The organism is Ruegeria sp. CG11 (assembly GCF_056537245.1).
Map to the genome: position 1 here is coordinate 84,806 of NZ_JBQFRE010000003.1, position 18,315 is coordinate 103,120.

The window sequence follows — 18,315 nt, forward strand, 5'->3', positions numbered from 1 at the left end:
GCCCATGCGCTTGAATGAGATCACCTATAACAACGCAGTTCCGGTTGACGGCTACGGCCCCGGCTTTTTCCGCATCGGCGGGCAGGTTTACAATGGGGCCGTTCTAACCGGACCTACCGGAACCTCGGACTGGGGCGGATACACCGACGATGCGCCGCTGCTGGCGTTGTCCGAGGCGGTGGACGTTCTGTTCATCGGTACCGGAGAGGCACTAACGCATATCCCATCCGACCTGCGTAAGGCGCTTGAGGATGCGGGGTTGGGGGTTGAGATCATGAACTCCCCTGCGGCGTGCCGCACTTACAATGTGCTGTTGTCCGAAGGCCGCCGTGTTGCGTTGGCGTTATTGCCGGTCTGACCCGGTCGCAGGGCCTGCGGCAAATCTCGCCTTTTGCCTCTGTCAGCAATCAGATAAGCGGAACCCATGACACTGACTGTGACCGATCTGGCCATCGCCCGTGGTGGCGTTCCCGTCCTTGAGGGGCTAAGCTTTGCGCTGCAACCGGGCAAGGCGCTGATCCTGCGCGGGCCGAACGGCATCGGCAAGACGACGCTGTTGCGTACTCTGGCGGGATTGCAACCGCCTCTGACCGGACAGATCGAAGGGGCCGAGGACCAGATCGCCTATGCCTCGCATTCCGACGGGCTGAAGCCGACGTTGACGGTGGTCGAGAACCTGACCTTCTGGGCCTCGGTTTTCGGCACGAATGGCATCCAAGCTGCACTGGACGCCTTTGCGCTGAACGAATTGTCGGATCGCCACGCGGGCAACCTGTCGGCGGGGCAAAAGCGGCGTCTGGGTTTGGCGAGGATGCTGGTCACCGGGCGGCCGATTTGGATGCTGGACGAACCCACCGTATCGTTGGACAAAAACGCCGTGCAGATGTTTGCCGATGCCGTGCGGGCGCATCTGGGGCAGGGCGGCTCGGCCCTGATCGCCACCCATATCGACCTCGGCCTGGATGGTGAGGTGCTGGACGTGGGTCCCAACAAGGCGAAACCTAAACCCATCGACGATTTCGACGGAGGCTTCCTGTGATCGCCCTGTTGCTGCGTGACCTGAAACTGGCCTTCCGCGCGGGCGGGGGCTTTGGCCTCGGTCTGGCGTTCTTCCTGATCGTGACCGTTCTGGTGCCGTTTTCGGTGGGGCCGCAATCCTCGCTGCTGTCGACCATCGCACCCGGTATCCTGTGGCTGGGCGCGCTTTTGGCCTGCCTTCTGTCGCTGGACCGCCTGTTGGCGCTGGATTGGGAGGACGGCTCGCTGGACCTGCTAGCCACCGCGCCACTACCGCTGGAATCGGTGGTCTCGATCAAGGCGCTGGCCCATTGGCTGACCACCGGTCTGCCGCTGGTTCTGGCCGCGCCGTTTCTGGGGGTGCTGCTAAACCTGCCGGTGCCGGGGTTCTTCTGGCTGGTGGTTTCGCTGCTGATCGGCACTCCGGCCATGAGCGTCATCGGCACCTTCGGCGCGGCCCTGACAGTGGGTTTGAAGCGCGGCGGCTTGCTGCTGTCGCTGCTGGTCCTGCCGCTTTACGTGCCGACCCTGATCTTTGGCGCCGAAGTTGCGCGGCGTGGCGCCACGGGGATGGAAACACAAACGCCGCTACTGATGCTGGCGGGGATTACGGCAGCCACCATCGCACTGCTGCCCTTTGCCAGCGCAGCTGTTCTGCGCATCAACCTTCGGTGACGCGTTCAAACTTTGACCAATGTCAATTGAGAACGCACCCGACTCGGACTAGATAAGGCCCATGTCTATCGCAGCCAAAGCCAACGCCCTCTGGGAATACGCCAACCCGCGCAAGTTCCTTGCCACCAGTGAACGGGTGATGCCGTTTTTCTGGGTGACCTCGCTTGCGTGCATCGTGGTCGGACTGGTCTGGGGGTTCTTCTTCACGCCGGACGATTACAAGCAGGGCTCGACCGTCAAGATCATTTACCTGCATGTGCCGGCTGCGCTGATGGCGATCAATTGCTGGCTGATGATGCTGGCGACCTCGCTGGTCTGGCTGGTGCGGCGGCACCATGTCAGCGCGCTGGCTGCCCGTGCGGCGGCCCCCATTGGCATCGTGATGACGCTGATCGCACTGGCGACCGGCGCGATCTGGGGCCAACCGATGTGGGGCACATGGTGGGCCTGGGACCCGCGCCTGACCTCGTTCCTGATCCTGTTCCTGTTCTATCTGGGCTATGTTGCCCTGTGGGAAGCGATCGAAGACCCCGATACAGCGGCCGATCTGACCTCGGTCCTGTGTCTTGTGGGGTCGGTCTTTGCGCTCCTCAGCCGTTATGCGGTGAATTTCTGGAACCAAGGCCTGCATCAGGGCGCATCGGTGATGCGTGCGGCGGCCGTGACCGGGGCGGATACCGAAGAGAAGGTCAGCAACATTTATTTCTACCCGCTGCTGCTGTGCATCATCGGTTTTGTGCTGCTGTTCATCGCACTGGTTCTGTATCGCACCGGCACTGAAATTCGGGCGCGGCGGATCAAGGCGCTGCTGGCGCGGGAAAGGGTAAACGGATGATCCCTGATCTTGGAAAATATGCCGATACGGTCCTGTGGTCCTATGCGGCCTCGATCGGGCTGCTTGTTCTGCTGATCGTGTTCAGCATTGCGCGAGGGCGCAAGGTTCGGGCCGAGATGGAAAAAGTCGAACAAAGGATGACGCGCAATGGCTAAGATTTCGCCCCTGATGATTGCGCCTCCGGTGATTTTCGGCCTTTTTGCGGTCGCCGCCTTGGTGCAATTGCAAGATGGCTCGGACGACACGCTGCCGTCGGCCCGTCAGGGCCAGGCTGCGCCACCGGTCGTTCTGACCGAGTTTCCGGGCAAGACGGTGTTCGACGATGCGACCCTGCGCGACGGCGAGGTTAAGCTGGTCAACTACTGGGCCAGTTGGTGCGCCCCCTGCCGGGCCGAACATCCGAACCTTGAGGCGCTTTCCGAGGAAGGCATCCCGGTCTATGGAATCAACTACAAAGACAAGTTGGACAACGCCGAAGCGTTCCTGACTGATCTGGGTGACCCGTACAAGGCCATCGGACGGGATGAACAGGGACGCATGGCGCTGGACTGGGGCCTGTATGGTGTGCCTGAAACCTATGTGATCGATGGTGAAGGTACGATTATTCTGCGGTTTGCCGGGCCGATCACCCAACGCGTCATCGAAAGCACCATCCGACCCGCCTTGGAAGAGGCAGCAGGTCGCTAAGGTTTTCCCACTCTTTGGTCACTGTAAATTCCTGTCGTTCAGGGCTTGCCTTGGGGCGGGCAATTCAGATCACCGAACGGTGAACAACCGTTTTGACCAATGTCAATTGGCGCGTGGCGCGGTCTGATAGACGTTCCGGATCATCATCTGACAAACGGAAACGACATGACTGAACAAGCAAGCCTTTATAGCCGACTGGGTGGCTATGACGCCATCGCGACATTTGCCGATACTCTGATGCCGAAAATGATGGCGGATGAAGTTCTGGGCCGTTTCTGGGCCAATCGCGGTGCAGATGGTATCGCCCGCGAGCATCAGCTGCTGGTCGACTACCTTGTCGCCAAAACCGGCGGTGCGCTGCACTATACCGGGCGCGACATGAAGATTACCCATGTGGGAATGAAAATCAGCGAGGATGATTGGAACCGCTTTTTGGGGCACGCGGTGGATAGCATGAACGCCTTGTCGATCCCGGTCGACATGCAGGGAGAGATCGCGGAATTTGTCGCCAGCCTGAAAGACGATATCGTCGAGGTTTGAACGGTCGCTTCAGCCCAATTGGGAAAGGCCATCAGCATAGCTGGTGGCCGTCATTTTGTATTGGAACAGGCTTTTACCCCGCTTTCGCCAAGTTTCTCAGTACGTATTGCAGCACACCGCCGTTCTCGATGTATTCAATCTCGGGTGCGGTATCGATGCGACACTTGAGGAGGATCGTCGTCTCGGCACCGTCGGCATAAGTGATTGTGCAGGGCACCTTTTGCAGCGGCTCAACCGTGTCCAGCCCGTGGATCGAGACGGTCTCATCACCCTTCAGTCCCAGTGTTTTGCGGTTGTCGTTGCCAGTGAATTCGAACGGGATCACCCCCATACCCACCAGGTTTGAACGATGGATACGCTCAAAGCTTTCGGCGATCACGGCCTTGACGCCCAACAGTGCGGTGCCTTTAGCCGCCCAGTCACGGGACGAGCCCGCGCCGTATTGCTCGCCGCCAAAGACCACCAGCGGCGTGCCCTGCGCCTGATAGGCCATCGACGCGTCATAGATCGAGGTCTGCTGACCGTCCGGTCCCTTGGTATAGCCGCCTTCGACGCCATCCAGCATCTCGTTCTTGATGCGGATATTGGCGAATGTGCCGCGCATCATGACCTCGTGGTTGCCCCGGCGCGACCCGTACGAATTGAACTCGCGCGGTTGCACCTGACGGTCCATCAGGTATTTGCCCGCAGGCGAGGTGGTCGCGAAGGACCCGGCGGGCGAGATGTGGTCGGTGGTGACCATGTCGCCCAGAATGGCCAACACTTTGGCTCCCTCGATATTCGTAATCGTGCCTGGCTCAGGCCCCATGCCCTGAAAATAGGGTGGGTTCTGAATATAGGTCGATGTGGGCGGCCAGTCATAGGTTTCCTGTTGCGGAACCTCGACATCGCGCCATTTCTCGTCACCTTTGAAGACATCGGCATATTTCGACTGGAACGCATCGCGGGTCACCGTCTGCTCGACCAGTTCCGCAATTTCGCTTTGGGTTGGCCAGATGTCCTTCATGAAGACGTCGTTGCCATCCTTGTCCTGCCCGATCGGTTCCGAGGTCAGGTCGATATCCATGGTGCCCGCCAGCGCGTAGACGACCACCAGCGGCGGTGAGGCCAGATAGTTGGCGCGCACGTCCGGGGAAATGCGACCTTCGAAGTTGCGGTTGCCGGACAGGACCGAGGTAGCGACAAGATCGCCTTCTGCAATGGCTTCGCTGATCTCCTTCTGAAGCGGGCCCGAGTTACCGATGCAGGTGGTGCAGCCATAGCCCACAAGGTTGAAACCGATGGCATCCAGATGCTGTTGCAGACCGGCGGCCTCAAGGTACTCCGACACGACCTGCGATCCGGGCGCCAGCGAGGTCTTGACCCAGGGTTGACGGTTCAGACCCAGCTCATGCGCCTTTTTCGCCACCAGACCGGCGCCAATCATCACATATGGGTTCGAGGTGTTGGTACAGGAAGTGATCGAGGCGATCACGACCTTGCCCGAATCCATTGCGTAGTTTTCACCTTTGACCAAGACTTCCTTGCCCATCGGGCGCTTGAAGGTCTTCTCCATCTCGTTCAGGAAAGCCGCCTTGGCATCGGTCAACGCCACATAGTCCTGCGGGCGTTTCGGGCCCGAGATCGCCGGGACGATAGTGCCCATGTCCAGCGTCAGGGTGTCGGTGTAGATCGGCGCGTAGTTTTCATCACGCCAGAAACCGTTCTCCTTGGCATAGGCCTCGACCAGCGCCAGACGGTCCTCGTCGCGCCCGGTATTGCGCATGTAGCGCAAGGTTTCGCCGTCGATCGGGAAGAAACCGCAAGTCGCGCCATATTCGGGGGCCATGTTTGCAATTGTCGCCCGGTCGGCCAGGGGCAGACGGTCGAGACCTTCGCCATAGAACTCGACGAACTTCCCAACCACGCCTTTCTCGCGCAGCATCTCGACGACCTTCAGCACAAGGTCTGTGCCGGTAGTGCCTTCGACCATCGCGCCAGTCAGTTCAAAGCCCACAACCTCGGGGATCAGCATAGAGATCGGCTGACCCAGCATTGCGGCCTCGGCCTCGATCCCGCCGACGCCCCAGCCCAGAACGGCCATGCCGTTGACCATGGTGGTGTGGCTGTCGGTGCCGACCAGCGTGTCGGGATAGGCGACCTCATCCCCGTTCTGGTCGGTGTCGGTCCAGACGGTCTGGGCGAGGTACTCCAGGTTCACCTGATGGCAGATGCCGGTGCCGGGGGGAACAACGCGGAAATTGTTGAATGCCGACTGTCCCCATTTCAGGAACTGGTAGCGCTCCATATTGCGCTCATATTCCCGGTCCACGTTCATCTGGAAAGCGCGTGGGTTACCGAATTCGTCAATCATGACCGAGTGGTCGATGACCAGATCCACCGGGTTCAGCGGGTTGATCTTTTGCGCGTCACCACCCAGCCCCTTGATTCCGTCCCGCATCGCAGCCAGATCAACCACGGCGGGCACACCGGTAAAGTCCTGCATCAGCACGCGGGCAGGGCGATAGGCAATCTCACGCGGGTTCTTGCCGCCATTGGCCCCCCATTCGCCAAACGCCTTGATATCATCGACCGAGACGGAAAAGCCATCATCCTCAAACCGCAGCATGTTTTCCAGCACGACTTTCAACGCGGCAGGGAGTTTCGAAAAATCGCCCAGACCAGCCTCTTGCGCGGCGGGGATCGAATAATAGGAAATGGATTTGCCGTTCACGTTCAGGCTGCGGCGCGTCTTGGCGGTATCCTGTCCGACTTTAATTGGCATGAGTTGGCTCCCTCTCAAATGACTTGGGCAACGGGGTTCGCTGATAGCAATCTTTATCACGTTTCGCCGGGGTTCAAGGACCAAGACGCGCAAAGTTGGTCCGGTTCTGCCGCGTCACGCATCGTTGGGGCAGGGTGGTTTCAAGAAACCTTGATTGGAGGGTGAAGTCCAAAGGGTTTAAAGCATTCGGGTATCTTATCGGTCGCAAACAGAAAAGTTATCACCCCGAGGTCAAACATGCTCAGAACCGCCATCATTGCCACTGTGCTTGCTCTCGCCGTGCCCGCAGCGGCTGAAAACGATCCTGTGGTGGTCGAGTTGTTTACGTCGCAGGGCTGTTCGTCCTGCCCACCGGCCGACCGGCTGATGCATGACCTGGCCAAACGCGATGATGTAATCGGCTTGGCCCTGCACGTGGATTATTGGGACTACATCGGGTGGGAGGACGAATATGCCGATCCCGATCACACATTGCGCCAGCGTGCGTATGCGCGTCAGGGCGGACGGACGATGATCTACACGCCACAGATGGTGATAAACGGTCAGCATGACGTGGTCGGTGCGCAATCGCGTGAATTGGAGCGCCTGATCAACGCGCATCTGACGGCCGCGCCCGAGGCCGAAGTCGTGGCCAAACGGTCGGGCAATGAGGTGACGGTCGATGTCACCCCTGTCGAACTTCCCGAAGGTGAGGCCTATGATGTGCGGGTAGTGCAGTATTCACCGATGCGCCATGCCTCGATCCGTCGGGGAGAACTGGCGGGGCACGAGTTGGATTATGCCAATGTCGTGGAGTCCTGGCAGGTGGCCGGTCAGTGGGACGGGGTCGCGCCTCAACGGTTTTTGGCCAAGCTGAATTCGGATCTGCCAGCCGTCGTTCTGGTGCAAAGGGCCGGGCACGGGCCGATCGTTGCCGCTGCACGGGTCAAGTGATCAGGGCATGTCCTCGGGCTGCACGCCAAGCCCGTTCCAGGCCTTCCAGCGCCGATGAATCCAGAACCATTGACCCATATGTTGCCGGACCACAGCCTCAAGATCGTCATTGGTGAACTGGGTCATGGTCTTGGGGTCGGTATGCGGAACCGGATCGTGCAGCACGATCTCAAAATCGAGGCCATTGGGCTGACGAATGGCGTAGCAGGGGATCAGCTCGGCCTTGTATTTTATCGCCAGTTCGGCGTTCAGAACCGACGTGACCGCGGGTTTACCAAAGAATGTCAGTTCCTCTCCACCATGGGCGTGTAGGTCCGAGACGATGGCGATGATGCCACCCTTCTTGAGCGAGCGCACCATTTCAACCATGCCGCGGCGACCCTGTTCGAACATGGGCGCGCCGGTTTTGTAGAAGGCGTCTACGTAAGCGTCGTTGAAATAAGGGTTTGCCATACGGCGATACAGGCACCCGATGGGCTGGCCGCTGCGGGCCTGAAGGGCTATCCGGGCGGCCAGGTAGTGACCGAAATGCGCCGTGATCATCATCACCGGGCGGCCCTCGGCCACGGCTGCGTCAAACGCCGCGATGCCGGGGCCGGAAATCTTGGCCGTGCTCTGACGTTCGGTGAACCCTTCGGGCGAGAAATGCTCCATGATCGCGCGGCCTGCATTGTCGGGAACGGCGCGGCAGATACGTTTCACTTCGGCGTCCGGCAGATCGGGGCAGGTCAGTTTCAGGTTCCGGCGCACCCGCTCGGTGAACCCGACCAGCGGGGCAAGGCCCCGCACGATGGCCCCCATTGTTGCGATGCGCCGCTCATAGGGCAGCAGTCGCATCGCGCCGATCACGCCTTTCATCAACAGACCGGTGACGTAGTATTTTCGAAGCGCCCCGCGGCTAAGTTCCGACTTTTCAACGGGCATAATCTGTTCTCACCGGCTGTTGCGATTTGCCGGCCAGACATACAAGGCGCATTCCCCGACCACAAGCGTTCCAGTGGATTGGGTCATTCGGCTAGTCTTCACTTTCTTCTTCAATCAGCGTTATCGCCCTTTCATCCACAAGGACACGGATGGCGCCCACGATCTGAGTCATCGCCACTTCGGCGGCGGTTTGTTTGACCTTGCCGCGTTCCGACATCTCTTCGCGCAGGTTGTCTGCCATGCGCGTGGACATGTTGGACAGCATGAATTCCGCTGCAGTTTTGTCGTCCTCCGCTGCCGCACCCGCCAGCGCTGTGACCAGATCGGCCTGTTCCACGCCACGCAGAATTGCGGGAACGTCGCGGGGCAAAACCCGTGCCGGTATATGGGCAAAGGTAAAGATCGAGCGGCGCACAACGCTGGCGAAATCCGAATCCTCTTCGTCCAGCGCGGTCAGCAACCCGTCGCGTGTGGATGCCGCCGACTGGTTCAGGATCGCACCAACCCGCGCGCCGGGGCCATCGGCAAAGGCCTGAGACGGGCGCTGATCCAGTTGCGCCGCCAGCGACCAGCCGATCCGCTCGACTGCTTCGGGGGTGACATTGGCAGTTTTCGAGATTGCATAGGTGATCCGCCGCGCCACCGGACCGGGCAGGTGGCCTAGCAACTGCGCTGCCTTCGCGGTCTCTAACTTGGACAACATCACGGCGGCAATCTCTGTGCTTTCCGCCTGAGCCATCGTGGCGAGATCCTCGGTGGGGATTTCGCGCAGGCGCTGCCACGGATCTCCGATCTGGCGCACTCCGGCCACCTTGCGCAGCCGCGCCGCCGTGGCCGAACCGATCCTGCCGTCCACTGCGTCCAAAGCCCCCGCCAGACCATGCGGGAAGGACAGGCCGACGCTGTCCAGCGCCTCGGCAAATTCCTGCGCCACGGCATCCAGCGTGATGCGATCGACAAGACCCATCTGACCCAGTTGATGGGTCAGTTTTTCCTGCAGATCATCGGGAAGCTCTTCCAGCGGGATATCGGCGCCTTCGTTCAGCAAAAGCCGGACGACAATGGCCGCCTTCTGCCGGTTGCTGAGGGCGCGGGGAACGACGCGGGGCGCGTCGTCCTTCTGATTGGCCACCGGAGCCGCCCCCGGTGCCACCTGTAGCAAAGTGTTCGTGTCCTGCATCTGCCTGCGGTGCCAAAGTTCTGTTCCACAGGCAGAGTACAGAGAGTCGGGTAAAGAAAGGCTGAAGCTTAATAGTTATAAGTCAGCCCGGTGCGGATCGCTTCGCGCAGGGACGCTTCGGCCCAGGTGCCTTCGCCGCCACGCGCCTTGATCTCGCGCCATTGTTCGATGGCCTGATCGGTTTTGCCTTCGGTCACAAATCCCTGACCCATATAGCTGCGGGCAAGGATGTTGTCCGGGTTGGCCTCGATGGCGTTGGTGTAGAAGACATTCGCCAGCTCAAGCTCGCCCATTTTGCGGTAGGTAAAGCCCCAATAGGTAAGCACACGATCATCGTCCTGATCCATGATGCGCAGGATGTTCTGCGCATTCTCGAATTGGCCGTCATAGGCCAGCTCGCGCACGGCGTCGTAGAGTTCATCCTGAGTAAAATTGGTCTTGTTCGGCTTGACGCAACGCCCGGCGTCCTTGTCATAGACGCGGCCGAACAGGCATTTCTTAGTCGTGTTGGTGGGTTTCGGTGGGGTGGTGGCACCGCCACCGCCGGCCGCATATAGGGCCGGAGCGAAGGCAAAGGCCTGAAGGGCAATAGCTGAAACTAATACGAGGCGCATTTTCCTACTCCGTTCTTTGGGCTGCTCTGATCAAGCATAGCGCGATCTGATAAAAAGCTAACAATCGACTGCTCGCTTTTATTCACAAGCAGTTTTGTTCTTAGAAATCTATTTTCCCTGGAGCCAAACTTTCAGGGTGGTTTTCAGCCCCGAAAATTCGGCTGCTCCGTGACCCGGTGGATGCAAGGATCAGCTTCCTGCGGCAAAGTTTCGGGCTGAGCGCCAAGACCTTTCGACCGAGATGGAAATACTGGCGTGCTTAAAACGAGCCAGCGTTACCGCCGATCTTTCCTGAAGGTGTCGATATTTATTCACAACGATGTGCCCTATGCTTTTCTGATCATATTGCGAAGGAAATATTATGACCCTGAATGCTCGGACAATTTTGGAAGTCAGTGAGAGATTGATCGTGATAGCGGCTGCGGTAATCGCGGTATTCCCGCTTTATCAATGGTATACCGAAGCAGAAGATCGAAGGCTGCAACGGATTACAGGTTTCATATCCGCGGGTGCGGAATGCTACGACATTATGGACTACGACGAACTCAAAGTTCTCATCGAGTACGAATCCTTGGATGTACATATTCGCAATACAATTTGGTCCAGATTGCAGGTGGCGGGTTTGTGCAGTGAGTTGTTCTCTTCCCTGTGGCTTGAGTTTGGCGGGAAAGAAACCGACAAGTTTCTGGATGACATCGTGAAGTGGGGCACTTCAAATGAATTCCTAAATTATTCCAAAACACGTGATCCACAAAATCTGATACAAATAGATCGTCGATGACTTTGCGTTGGGGCATCAGTGCCTGGTTGCTTGCGTCTACTCTGAGTCGTCGGAGAGCGGTCGAAACTACTGGCACCCGCTACGTGGCACGTTCCTAGTATTCCTGAATACGGACGAACAACGAATATCGGTAACGTCGCTGCGCGTCAGTAAAATATCTGCTGACACTGTTCTGAGGTCAGCGCTACATTTTTCACGCGGGAAGAAAATTATTAGCTATCGACTATTTTCGCACAGGTTTGGGTTTCGGAATCCCAATACGTTCCATCGACGCAGGACTGCGTTTGCTTGGAATGTGCGCTGCACGCCAGTGCGACAGACGCGGAGCAGGTAAGGGCCAAGGCGCAAATCAAGGTACGGATCATCGTGTTTCTCCTGTCCGGAAATACACAGGCATTATAACCGAATTTGGCAGGTCTGGCAAAAAAACAGGGCCCGGATCGCTTGATGCGAACCGGACCCGTCGAAGCGTTTGATTGGTCTTGCTTTATTCGCCGAACACCCGGGCGAAAATCGTGTCGACGTGCTTGGTGTGATAGCCGAGGTCGAATTTTTCTTCGATCTCTTCGGGGCTCAGCGCGGCGGTGACGTCAGCGTCTGCAAGCAGTTCCTCTTTGAAATCGGTGCGGTGTTCCCAGACCTTCAACGCGTTGCGCTGAACCATTGCATAGGCATCTTCACGGCTGACCCCGGCTTGGGTCAGGGCCAGCAGAACACGCTGGCTCATTACAAGGCCAGGGAACTTGTTCATGTTCTCGAGCATATTCTCGGGGAAGATCAGCATCTTGTCGATCACGCCGGTCAGACGGGCCAGTGCGAAATCCAAGGTGATCGTGGCGTCCGGGCCGATCATGCGTTCGACCGAGGAGTGCGAAATATCACGCTCGTGCCACAGCGCCACGTTTTCCATCGCCGGGATCACAGCCGCACGCACCATGCGCGCCAGACCGGTCAGGTTCTCTGTCAGGACCGGGTTTTTCTTGTGCGGCATGGCCGACGAGCCTTTTTGACCCATCGAGAAGAACTCGGCCCCTTCCAGCACCTCGGTCCGCTGCATGTGGCGGATTTCGATCGCGATATTCTCGATGCTGCTGGCGATGACGCCCAGCGTTGCAAAGAACGCCGCGTGGCGGTCGCGTGGGATGACCTGCGTGCTGATCGGCTCGGGCACCAGACCCAGCTGGTCGCAGACATGTTCCTCGACGCGCGGGTCGATATTGGCGAAGGTGCCAACCGCGCCGCTGATCGCGCCGGTGGCGATTTCGGCGCGGGCGTCACGCATCCGCGACAGGTTGCGGTCCATCTCGGCGTAGAAACGGGCAAAGGTCAGGCCCATAGTGGTCGGCTCGGCGTGGATGCCGTGGCTGCGACCGATGCGGATTGTGTTCTTGTGTTCAATCGCGCGGCGCTTGAGGGCGGCCAGCAGACCTTCGAGGTCGGCGATCAGCAGGTCAGCGGCGCGGGTCAGCTGCACGTTCAGGCAGGTGTCCAGAACATCTGAAGACGTCATGCCCTGATGGACAAAGCGCGCCTCTTCGCTGCCGACATGTTCGGCCAGGTGGGTCAGGAACGCGATGACGTCGTGCTTGGTGACGGCCTCGATCTCATCAATGCGGGCCACGTCGAATTCCACATCCTTGGCTTTCCACACGGCTTCGGCATTCTCACGCGGGATCACGCCCAGATCGGCCATGGCGTCGCAGGCGTGCGCTTCGATCTCGAACCAGATGCGGAACTTGGTCTCGGGCGACCAGATGGCGACCATATCGGGGCGGGAATAACGTGGAATCATTGGCGGCGAGACCTTTTTGTGGTTGGGATAAGGCGTTCGCGCGCGGTTTAAACCCGCAGCCCCGAGGGAACAAGGCACGAGTGCAGGTATGAGACGGTTTGCCCTGATTTTGGCCCTTTGGCCCGGTTTTTTGACTGCAGAAGAGTTCCGGAAGTTGACCGGAGACGAGATCTTGGAGGCCCTCACCGGCCAAAAGCTCGATTACGGAGAGGGTGTCTGGCAGACCTTCGATGAAACGATGCTGACCCAGTATTTTTCGGGAAGACCCAGTGCGGGGCGCTGGGCCGTGCGTGAGGATCGGTATTGCTCGCTCTGGCCCCCTTCGGATCTGTGGGCCTGTTACGACGTGCGGAAAAGCGGTGATGTGATCCGGTTTGTGGATGACGCGGGAGGGACTACCGACGGAACCTTCGCGGAATGACTTTGCCGCTCAGCCTGTCCGATTTCGAGGGCAATTGGAGCCTGACCCGCACCATTCATGACACGCGGGCAGGGCAGGTCGTGCAGGCCGAGGGGCAGGCGGTATTGCGCCCGGACAAACAGGGCCTGATCTATGATGAGGACGTGACCTTGCGGATACCGGGGCAGGCCGCGATGAAAGGCACGCGGCGGTATCTATGGCAGGAGTCCGGCGACCGAATTGCGATCCTTTTCAATGACGAGCGGTATTTTCACGCATTGAAGCTTGGGCAAGCGCAGTCTAGGGATCATCATGATTGTCCGCCAGACAGCTATGATGCGGTCTATGATTTCTCGGGTTGGCCCATTTGGTCCGTAAGCTGGACCGTCTCGGGGCCGCGAAAATCCTATGAGATGAAGACCGAGTACCGCCCTCGATAGCGCAATCATCTTGAAGTATCGATGTGAAATAGGCTTTGATGGGCCCGAATTTCCATCCGGATGTGGAGAAACGAAAATGAATACAAGTGTTCTGGCCGAAGCAATCGGCCCGCGCGAGGGCACAGCGCTGCGCGTGAAACAGGTTGTCCTGGTGGCTCTGGGTATTTTGGCGCTGGCGATTGCCGCGAAGGTCAAGGTGCCGATGTGGCCGGTTCCGATCACCATGGGCACCTTCGCCGTGCTGACCATCGGCACTGCATACGGCGCGCGCCTGGGACTGATCACCATGCTGGGCTATCTGCTGGTCGGTGCGCTGGGTTTTGACGTGTTTGCGGGGTCTTCGGCCGAGAAATTCGGGCTGACGTATATGATGGGCGGCACCGGCGGTTATCTGGTCGGTTACCTGCTGGCCACTGTGCTGCTGGGCGCACTGGCTGCGCGCGGATGGGATCGCTCGGTTGGTAAACTGGCGCTGGCGTTGGTTCTGGCGAACGTCCTGATCTATGTGCCGGGCCTGCTGTGGCTGGGTCAGCTTTACGGCTGGGACAAGCCGATCTTGGAATGGGGCCTGACACCGTTCCTGATGGGCGATGCGATCAAGCTGGCACTGGCTGCTCTGTTGATCCCGGGTCTGTGGAAACTGGTCGGCGATGCCCGTACCTGATTTCAGCTAAACAAAAACACACCCGCGTCCTGAGCAATCCGGGCGCGGGTTTTTTGTGGACCTTACAAACAGACGCTGGACAAAACAGCTGGGTCTCGTTCAATCTGATGGCAAGGAAATCATCGGGTTATTGAGATATGCGTATTTTTTCTAGCACGACTTTGGCCGTTTGTGCCGCGTTTTGGCTGGGGGCTGTGGCACCTGCTGCGGCGGATACTCCGATCACGTATACCGATGCAGGGCGCGCGTTGTTCAGCTTTGCTGCGCCCGACTTCTGGGTCGTGCGTACCGGCGGCCCGCGCGAGATTGAGGACACCGAACTGGGTGACCCGCGCGCCGTTGCGCGTGTCATGGGCGTGCGGCCCGTGACCGATGACAATGTCTGGATTGGATTTGTCTCTCCGACGGGGGTCGCCTCGATTGAGGGCGGTTTGCGGTATCTTGAGGATATCGACAAGTTTCTGGTCAAGGACCCGACGGTTACCAGTACATCCGACAGCCGGATCGGGGGTTTGCCGGCACGCGTGATACGGGGCACCGGCACCCGTGACGGGCGCGGCATCAACTTTACTGCCACCATCATTGATCTGCCAAAAGATCGCGTAGCCGTTGTTGTGGCGATCCTACGTGACGGGGCCGATCCGGCCTATGTCGACGTTCTGAATGACGTTTTCGCGTCGTTCCGGGCCGTACAGTAAGGAGAGGCGCTGATGACCACCAAACCTATCAAACGTCTGTTTCTGGCGCTGGGCCTTGGGGCTGCGAGTTTCTCTTTGTCCGCCTGCGATGGTGTGACGGTCGGGGTCGGATATGGGTATGACCCGTTCTATGACTCGATGCTGTGGAACGATTACTACCACGACGTAAACGTGGATGTTGATATCGACCGACCAGTGCGGCCCAACCCGCCCGCGGGCAGGCCACCAGTTCGGCCCACACCGCCAATCGCGAAGCCGCCAGCCCGTCCGACGCCGCCTGTGGCGCGCCCGCCGGTTGCGCGTCCGCCCGTGGCCCGGCCGCCCATCCATCGCCCGTCGCCGCGCCGATAGTCTGACGGGGTCAGCTCAACAGTTCTGTTGTAATCTGGGCTGACCCTTCCAGCGTGCGGTGAACGGGGCATTTGTCTGCGATTTCCAACAGCCGTGCGCGCTGTTCCTGGTCCAGCGGGCCTTCCAGACGGATCTTGCGGCGGAACTGGTCGATTTTGCCGTCTCCGGCCAGTCCGGCATCCTGCCCGTGTACCTTGTTGTGGCAGACATCGACAGTGATGCCCGTCAGAGGCCACCGCTTGCGTCGCGCATACATGCGGATCGTCATCGACGTACAGGCCCCCAGACCCGAGGAGACGAAGCCGTAGGGCGACATGCCCCTGTCGGTGCCGCCATAGGATGCAGGCTCGTCCGCCACGGCGTGATGCCGGGGGCCGGACTGGATGTCCTGCAGGAAGCCCGAGGGATCAACCTCGGACACGCGTACCACGCCTTCGGGCGCGCCAGGGGGCGGTGCGGGCGGCCTGAGGGGAATATAGCGCGTCACCCAAGCTGCAATCACGTCGGCTGCGTATTCAGCGTCCGAGGCGCGGGTGATCAGGTGATCGGCATCATCCAGCGTAACAAAGCTCTTGGGGTGTTTGGCGGCCAGAAAGATGGTGCTGGCATTGTCGATGCTGACGGTTTCGTCACGCGGTGCGTGTAGGATCAGCAGTGCGGCCTTCAGCTCGGCAATCGCCGGGGTCAGTGCGGATTCCGAAATGTCATCGACAAAGGCCTTGCCGATGCGGAAAGGGCGGCCCCCCAGCATGACCTCGGCCGATCCGTCCTGTTCGATCTGGGGCAGGGCGCCTTCGAAATGGTGTGCGACATGGCCGGGATCGGCGGGCGCGCCCAGCGTCACTACGGCCTTGACGCTGGGAATACCGGCCCGGGCCCGCAGGACGGCAGCCCCGCCAAGAGAATGCCCAATCAGCAGGGCGGGGGCCATGTTGCGACTGGCCAGATAGTGTGCAGCGGCGATCAGGTCCTCGACATTCGAGGTGAATGTGGTGTTGGCGAACTCCCCACCCGAATGGCCAAGCCCGGTGAAATCAAACCGCAAAACCGCGATGCCCATCGCTGCCAGACGGGCGGCGATGCGGCGAGCGGCCGGAATGTCCTTGGAGCAGGTAAAACAATGCGCAAACAACGCGGTTGCCAGCACCGGTCCGTCCGGCAGATCAAGGCGTGCAGCCAACTGGTTGCCGTCGTGACCGGCAAAGGTAATGCGTTCGGTGGGCATGGCAATTCCTTACGTGTCGGGATGGACCCAATACTGTGTGCTTCCGACTGGTGCCTCAACCCCATTGTAAGACGCGTCACGGGAAGGTGAGAAAAGTGAGCGCTTTCGGGTCAGGAAAGCGGATTTCTCTGATGTTCAAAATTTGTGATGCAATAGATGATAAATATTCGTTTTATTAATCTTGGGAATGCCCCCATCTTGCAGCTATCACTGATAGCAAGCCAAGGAGGCTTACATGTCCCATACCGCATCCGCCCCGCGTGGCGTTGTTTTCCGCCCCGACCTTCTGATCGTCATCGCCCTGACTGGAGTGTTGGGCTTCACGCTGGGTCAAACCTGGCCAGCGGCTTCGACCACAGCCGAAGTCACCATCCCGTCCGAGGACTGGCACGGCAACGTTCGGCGTTCAACCTGGCCAGATTGAGGCGTTACGCCTGTCCCATCAACTGGGGATCGAACGGGTAGGTGGTCAGGTTCTCATACCCGTCCTCGGTGATCAGGACCTGATCCTCGAGCTTGATCGAGAAGTCGCCGCCAACCTCACCGACGGCGGCTTCGACACATAGAACCATACCGGGTTCGAGCGGGTAATCGTAAGAGCCCGCCACCGCCTTATCCGGATAGGCGACCAGCGGCCATTCATCACACAGGCCGACGCCGTGCATCAGGCAGCCGTATTTCTGCGCCTGAAACTTGTCGTCCAGCTTATGTGCATTGGCGGTCAGCTCGGGGATCATCACGCCGGGTTTCAGCATCTCCATGTTAGTCATGATATGCTCATGCGCGTGCTGCATGGCATAGACCATGTCGGGGCGGGGTTTTTCATCCCCGATCCACCATGTGCGCGAGATGTCGATGCAGATGCCGTAAGATCCGATCAGGTCGGTATCAAAGGCGATGATTTCGTTCTGTTGAGTGATCCGAGGCCCGCATTCCTGAAACCACGGGTTGGTGCGCTGACCCGAGGCCAGCAGGCGGGTTTCGATCCACTCACCGCCGCGCCGGATGTTCTCGGCGTGCAGAACGGCCCATATATCATCCTCGGACGTCTTGCCGTCGCCCACATTGGCGCGGGCGAATTTTTCCATCTCGGCCACGGCGGTTTCGCAGGAATGGTGCGCGCAGCGCATGGCCAAAATCTCATCCGGGCCCTTGATGGCGCGGGTCTTTTCGGTGACCTCTTCGCCCTCCATAATCTCAAACCCCTGAGCCTCTAGCGCACGCAGGCCGTGCAGCATGATCTTGTCGACAGCCAGACGTTTGTTGCCGCCGCCATGTTCGTCGATCAGCAGCCGCACCTCATTCGAGAATACATCGGCCGCTACATCCACCTTGTCGCCACGGTCGAAATAGAACAGGTCCGCACCCGAGCGTTGCTCGCGCACCAGCGGGTTGAATTTCGACAGGAAAGGGGAGTTCTTATAGTCCCAGATCACCATATAGCCATCGGCACACAACAGCACAGCGCGGAACGGGTTATGCGTGTTCCACAATTGCATGTTGGTGCTGTCGGTAGCGTAACGGATATTGAGCGGATCAAACATCAGCAGCCCGCCATAACCGCGATCCACGATGGCCTTGATCAAGCGTTTCCACCGGTATTCCCGCATCCGGGCCAGATCGGGCAAGGCCAGACCGGCTGCCTCCCATTCCGCAAAGGCCAGTTGCGTCGGCCCAATCTCGATCCGGTCATTGTCGTTTGGGGTGCCATCGCCCAGTGTCGTGCCTTTGGTTGGATCGATCTTGCGGCTGTCGCGGTAATGCTGGTTCATGATGGGCCTCCCTGCCTGAAATT

22 protein-coding genes are annotated in these 18,315 nt (G+C 59.3%); 15 read left to right on the plus strand and 7 right to left on the minus strand.

The genetic code is table 11. The annotated features are described in order from the left end of the window. Positions 1-4: 4 nt before the first annotated feature. The 7 genes from ACR0KW_RS09730 to ACR0KW_RS09760 all read left to right on the plus strand — a co-directional run bounded on the left by ACR0KW_RS09730 (position 5) and on the right by ACR0KW_RS09760 (position 3,754). Entirely contained in the window at positions 5-358 is a 354-nt protein-coding gene (locus ACR0KW_RS09730; protein WP_480804805.1) for an Mth938-like domain-containing protein, read from the plus strand. A 66-nt stretch (positions 359-424) separates the two neighbouring features. Continuing rightward, a complete protein-coding gene (gene ccmA, locus ACR0KW_RS09735) occupies positions 425-1,039 on the plus strand; it encodes a heme ABC exporter ATP-binding protein CcmA (protein ID WP_480804806.1) in 615 nt (204 codons plus the stop codon). After that, on the plus strand, positions 1,036-1,692 hold the full coding sequence (ccmB, locus tag ACR0KW_RS09740; protein WP_170325325.1) for a heme exporter protein CcmB: 657 nt from the start codon (positions 1,036-1,038) through the stop codon (positions 1,690-1,692). The genes ccmA and ccmB overlap by 4 nt, the downstream gene beginning before the upstream one ends. Positions 1,693-1,753: 61 nt before the next feature. Continuing rightward, entirely contained in the window at positions 1,754-2,527 is a 774-nt protein-coding gene (locus ACR0KW_RS09745; RefSeq protein WP_170329247.1) for a heme ABC transporter permease, read from the plus strand. Next, positions 2,524-2,682: a heme exporter protein CcmD gene (gene ccmD / locus ACR0KW_RS09750; RefSeq protein WP_170325323.1), complete on the plus strand. Its 159-nt coding sequence runs from the start codon at positions 2,524-2,526 to the stop codon at positions 2,680-2,682. The genes ACR0KW_RS09745 and ccmD overlap by 4 nt, the downstream gene beginning before the upstream one ends. Further along, positions 2,675-3,214, plus strand: coding sequence for a DsbE family thiol:disulfide interchange protein (locus ACR0KW_RS09755; RefSeq protein WP_480804807.1), 540 nt, complete (start codon positions 2,675-2,677; stop codon positions 3,212-3,214). Before ccmD ends, ACR0KW_RS09755 begins: the two co-directional genes overlap by 8 nt. A 165-nt stretch (positions 3,215-3,379) precedes the next feature. Beyond that, positions 3,380-3,754: a group I truncated hemoglobin gene (locus ACR0KW_RS09760; RefSeq protein WP_480804808.1), complete on the plus strand. Its 375-nt coding sequence runs from the start codon at positions 3,380-3,382 to the stop codon at positions 3,752-3,754. 73 nt (positions 3,755-3,827) lie between these two features. Here the strand turns inward: ACR0KW_RS09760 and acnA are convergent, their stop codons facing one another. Beyond that, positions 3,828-6,518, minus strand: a complete 2,691-nt coding sequence (acnA, locus tag ACR0KW_RS09765) for an aconitate hydratase AcnA (RefSeq protein ID WP_480804809.1) — start codon at positions 6,516-6,518, stop codon at positions 3,828-3,830. A 237-nt stretch (positions 6,519-6,755) separates the two neighbouring features. Between acnA and ACR0KW_RS09770 the strand changes: the two genes are divergently transcribed. Further along, on the plus strand, positions 6,756-7,451 hold the full coding sequence (locus tag ACR0KW_RS09770) for a DUF1223 domain-containing protein (RefSeq protein WP_480804810.1): 696 nt from the start codon (positions 6,756-6,758) through the stop codon (positions 7,449-7,451). Here the strand turns inward: ACR0KW_RS09770 and ACR0KW_RS09775 are convergent, their stop codons facing one another. The 3 genes from ACR0KW_RS09775 to ACR0KW_RS09785 all read right to left on the minus strand — a co-directional run bounded on the left by ACR0KW_RS09775 (position 7,452) and on the right by ACR0KW_RS09785 (position 10,169). Next, complete coding sequence (locus ACR0KW_RS09775) at positions 7,452-8,375, minus strand: lysophospholipid acyltransferase family protein (RefSeq protein WP_480804811.1); 924 nt, start codon at positions 8,373-8,375, stop codon at positions 7,452-7,454. A gap of 91 nt (positions 8,376-8,466) precedes the next feature. After that, a complete protein-coding gene (locus ACR0KW_RS09780) occupies positions 8,467-9,555 on the minus strand; it encodes a flagellar motor switch protein FliG (protein ID WP_480804812.1) in 1,089 nt (362 codons plus the stop codon). Between the two features lie 68 nt (positions 9,556-9,623). After that, positions 9,624-10,169: a tetratricopeptide repeat protein gene (locus ACR0KW_RS09785; RefSeq protein WP_170399908.1), complete on the minus strand. Its 546-nt coding sequence runs from the start codon at positions 10,167-10,169 to the stop codon at positions 9,624-9,626. Between the two features lie 361 nt (positions 10,170-10,530). On the opposite strand from ACR0KW_RS09785, the gene ACR0KW_RS09790 reads away from it, so the two are divergent. Then, positions 10,531-10,950, plus strand: a complete 420-nt coding sequence (locus ACR0KW_RS09790) for a hypothetical protein (protein ID WP_480804813.1) — start codon at positions 10,531-10,533, stop codon at positions 10,948-10,950. Positions 10,951-11,437: 487 nt separating this feature from the next. On the opposite strand, the gene purB is transcribed toward ACR0KW_RS09790, so the two are convergent. Beyond that, positions 11,438-12,742 (minus strand): adenylosuccinate lyase, encoded by a 1,305-nt coding sequence (gene purB, locus ACR0KW_RS09795; RefSeq protein WP_480804814.1) that lies wholly within the window; start codon positions 12,740-12,742, stop codon positions 11,438-11,440. Positions 12,743-12,914: 172 nt separating this feature from the next. Between purB and ACR0KW_RS09800 the strand changes: the two genes are divergently transcribed. The 5 genes from ACR0KW_RS09800 to ACR0KW_RS09820 all read left to right on the plus strand — a co-directional run bounded on the left by ACR0KW_RS09800 (position 12,915) and on the right by ACR0KW_RS09820 (position 15,295). Then, a complete protein-coding gene (locus ACR0KW_RS09800) occupies positions 12,915-13,163 on the plus strand; it encodes a hypothetical protein (RefSeq protein ID WP_480804815.1) in 249 nt (82 codons plus the stop codon). Beyond that, positions 13,160-13,582, plus strand: coding sequence for a DUF6314 family protein (locus ACR0KW_RS09805; protein WP_480804816.1), 423 nt, complete (start codon positions 13,160-13,162; stop codon positions 13,580-13,582). The genes ACR0KW_RS09800 and ACR0KW_RS09805 overlap by 4 nt, the downstream gene beginning before the upstream one ends. A gap of 76 nt (positions 13,583-13,658) precedes the next feature. Further along, positions 13,659-14,246, plus strand: a complete 588-nt coding sequence (locus ACR0KW_RS09810) for a biotin transporter BioY (protein ID WP_480804817.1) — start codon at positions 13,659-13,661, stop codon at positions 14,244-14,246. A 137-nt stretch (positions 14,247-14,383) separates the two neighbouring features. Further along, positions 14,384-14,944, plus strand: coding sequence for a hypothetical protein (locus ACR0KW_RS09815; RefSeq protein ID WP_480804818.1), 561 nt, complete (start codon positions 14,384-14,386; stop codon positions 14,942-14,944). A 12-nt stretch (positions 14,945-14,956) separates the two neighbouring features. Next, on the plus strand, positions 14,957-15,295 hold the full coding sequence (locus ACR0KW_RS09820; RefSeq protein ID WP_480804819.1) for a hypothetical protein: 339 nt from the start codon (positions 14,957-14,959) through the stop codon (positions 15,293-15,295). Between the two features lie 10 nt (positions 15,296-15,305). On the opposite strand, the gene ACR0KW_RS09825 is transcribed toward ACR0KW_RS09820, so the two are convergent. Beyond that, positions 15,306-16,520, minus strand: coding sequence for a bifunctional alpha/beta hydrolase/OsmC family protein (locus ACR0KW_RS09825; RefSeq protein ID WP_480804820.1), 1,215 nt, complete (start codon positions 16,518-16,520; stop codon positions 15,306-15,308). Between the two features lie 235 nt (positions 16,521-16,755). Between ACR0KW_RS09825 and ACR0KW_RS09830 the strand changes: the two genes are divergently transcribed. Next, entirely contained in the window at positions 16,756-16,944 is a 189-nt protein-coding gene (locus ACR0KW_RS09830; protein ID WP_480804821.1) for a hypothetical protein, read from the plus strand. A 4-nt stretch (positions 16,945-16,948) separates the two neighbouring features. Here ACR0KW_RS09830 and dddP read toward each other — a convergent pair whose 3' ends face one another. Further along, on the minus strand, positions 16,949-18,292 hold the full coding sequence (gene dddP, locus ACR0KW_RS09835) for a dimethylsulfonioproprionate lyase DddP (protein ID WP_480804822.1): 1,344 nt from the start codon (positions 18,290-18,292) through the stop codon (positions 16,949-16,951). Between the last annotated feature and the right edge of the window lie 23 nt (positions 18,293-18,315).

What these genes read in the sequence shown, in the direction of transcription:
- ccmD (WP_170325323.1), top strand. Translation starts at nt 2,524, where the DNA reads ATGATCCCTGATCTTGGAAAATATGCCGATACGGTCCTGTGGTCCTAT.
- dddP (WP_480804822.1), bottom strand. Translation starts at nt 18,292, where the DNA reads ATGAACCAGCATTACCGCGACAGCCGCAAGATCGATCCAACCAAAGGC.
- ACR0KW_RS09815 (WP_480804818.1), top strand. Translation starts at nt 14,384, where the DNA reads ATGCGTATTTTTTCTAGCACGACTTTGGCCGTTTGTGCCGCGTTTTGG.
- acnA (WP_480804809.1), bottom strand. Translation starts at nt 6,518, where the DNA reads ATGCCAATTAAAGTCGGACAGGATACCGCCAAGACGCGCCGCAGCCTG.
- ACR0KW_RS09755 (WP_480804807.1), top strand. Translation starts at nt 2,675, where the DNA reads ATGGCTAAGATTTCGCCCCTGATGATTGCGCCTCCGGTGATTTTCGGC.
- ACR0KW_RS09775 (WP_480804811.1), bottom strand. Translation starts at nt 8,375, where the DNA reads ATGCCCGTTGAAAAGTCGGAACTTAGCCGCGGGGCGCTTCGAAAATAC.
- ccmA (WP_480804806.1), top strand. Translation starts at nt 425, where the DNA reads ATGACACTGACTGTGACCGATCTGGCCATCGCCCGTGGTGGCGTTCCC.
- ACR0KW_RS09760 (WP_480804808.1), top strand. Translation starts at nt 3,380, where the DNA reads ATGACTGAACAAGCAAGCCTTTATAGCCGACTGGGTGGCTATGACGCC.
- ACR0KW_RS09825 (WP_480804820.1), bottom strand. Translation starts at nt 16,520, where the DNA reads ATGCCCACCGAACGCATTACCTTTGCCGGTCACGACGGCAACCAGTTG.
- ACR0KW_RS09805 (WP_480804816.1), top strand. Translation starts at nt 13,160, where the DNA reads ATGACTTTGCCGCTCAGCCTGTCCGATTTCGAGGGCAATTGGAGCCTG.
- purB (WP_480804814.1), bottom strand. Translation starts at nt 12,742, where the DNA reads ATGATTCCACGTTATTCCCGCCCCGATATGGTCGCCATCTGGTCGCCC.
- ACR0KW_RS09785 (WP_170399908.1), bottom strand. Translation starts at nt 10,169, where the DNA reads ATGCGCCTCGTATTAGTTTCAGCTATTGCCCTTCAGGCCTTTGCCTTC.
- ACR0KW_RS09790 (WP_480804813.1), top strand. Translation starts at nt 10,531, where the DNA reads ATGACCCTGAATGCTCGGACAATTTTGGAAGTCAGTGAGAGATTGATC.
- ACR0KW_RS09810 (WP_480804817.1), top strand. Translation starts at nt 13,659, where the DNA reads ATGAATACAAGTGTTCTGGCCGAAGCAATCGGCCCGCGCGAGGGCACA.
- ACR0KW_RS09820 (WP_480804819.1), top strand. Translation starts at nt 14,957, where the DNA reads ATGACCACCAAACCTATCAAACGTCTGTTTCTGGCGCTGGGCCTTGGG.
- ACR0KW_RS09830 (WP_480804821.1), top strand. Translation starts at nt 16,756, where the DNA reads ATGTCCCATACCGCATCCGCCCCGCGTGGCGTTGTTTTCCGCCCCGAC.
- ACR0KW_RS09745 (WP_170329247.1), top strand. Translation starts at nt 1,754, where the DNA reads ATGTCTATCGCAGCCAAAGCCAACGCCCTCTGGGAATACGCCAACCCG.
- ACR0KW_RS09770 (WP_480804810.1), top strand. Translation starts at nt 6,756, where the DNA reads ATGCTCAGAACCGCCATCATTGCCACTGTGCTTGCTCTCGCCGTGCCC.
- ACR0KW_RS09730 (WP_480804805.1), top strand. Translation starts at nt 5, where the DNA reads ATGCGCTTGAATGAGATCACCTATAACAACGCAGTTCCGGTTGACGGC.
- ACR0KW_RS09780 (WP_480804812.1), bottom strand. Translation starts at nt 9,555, where the DNA reads ATGCAGGACACGAACACTTTGCTACAGGTGGCACCGGGGGCGGCTCCG.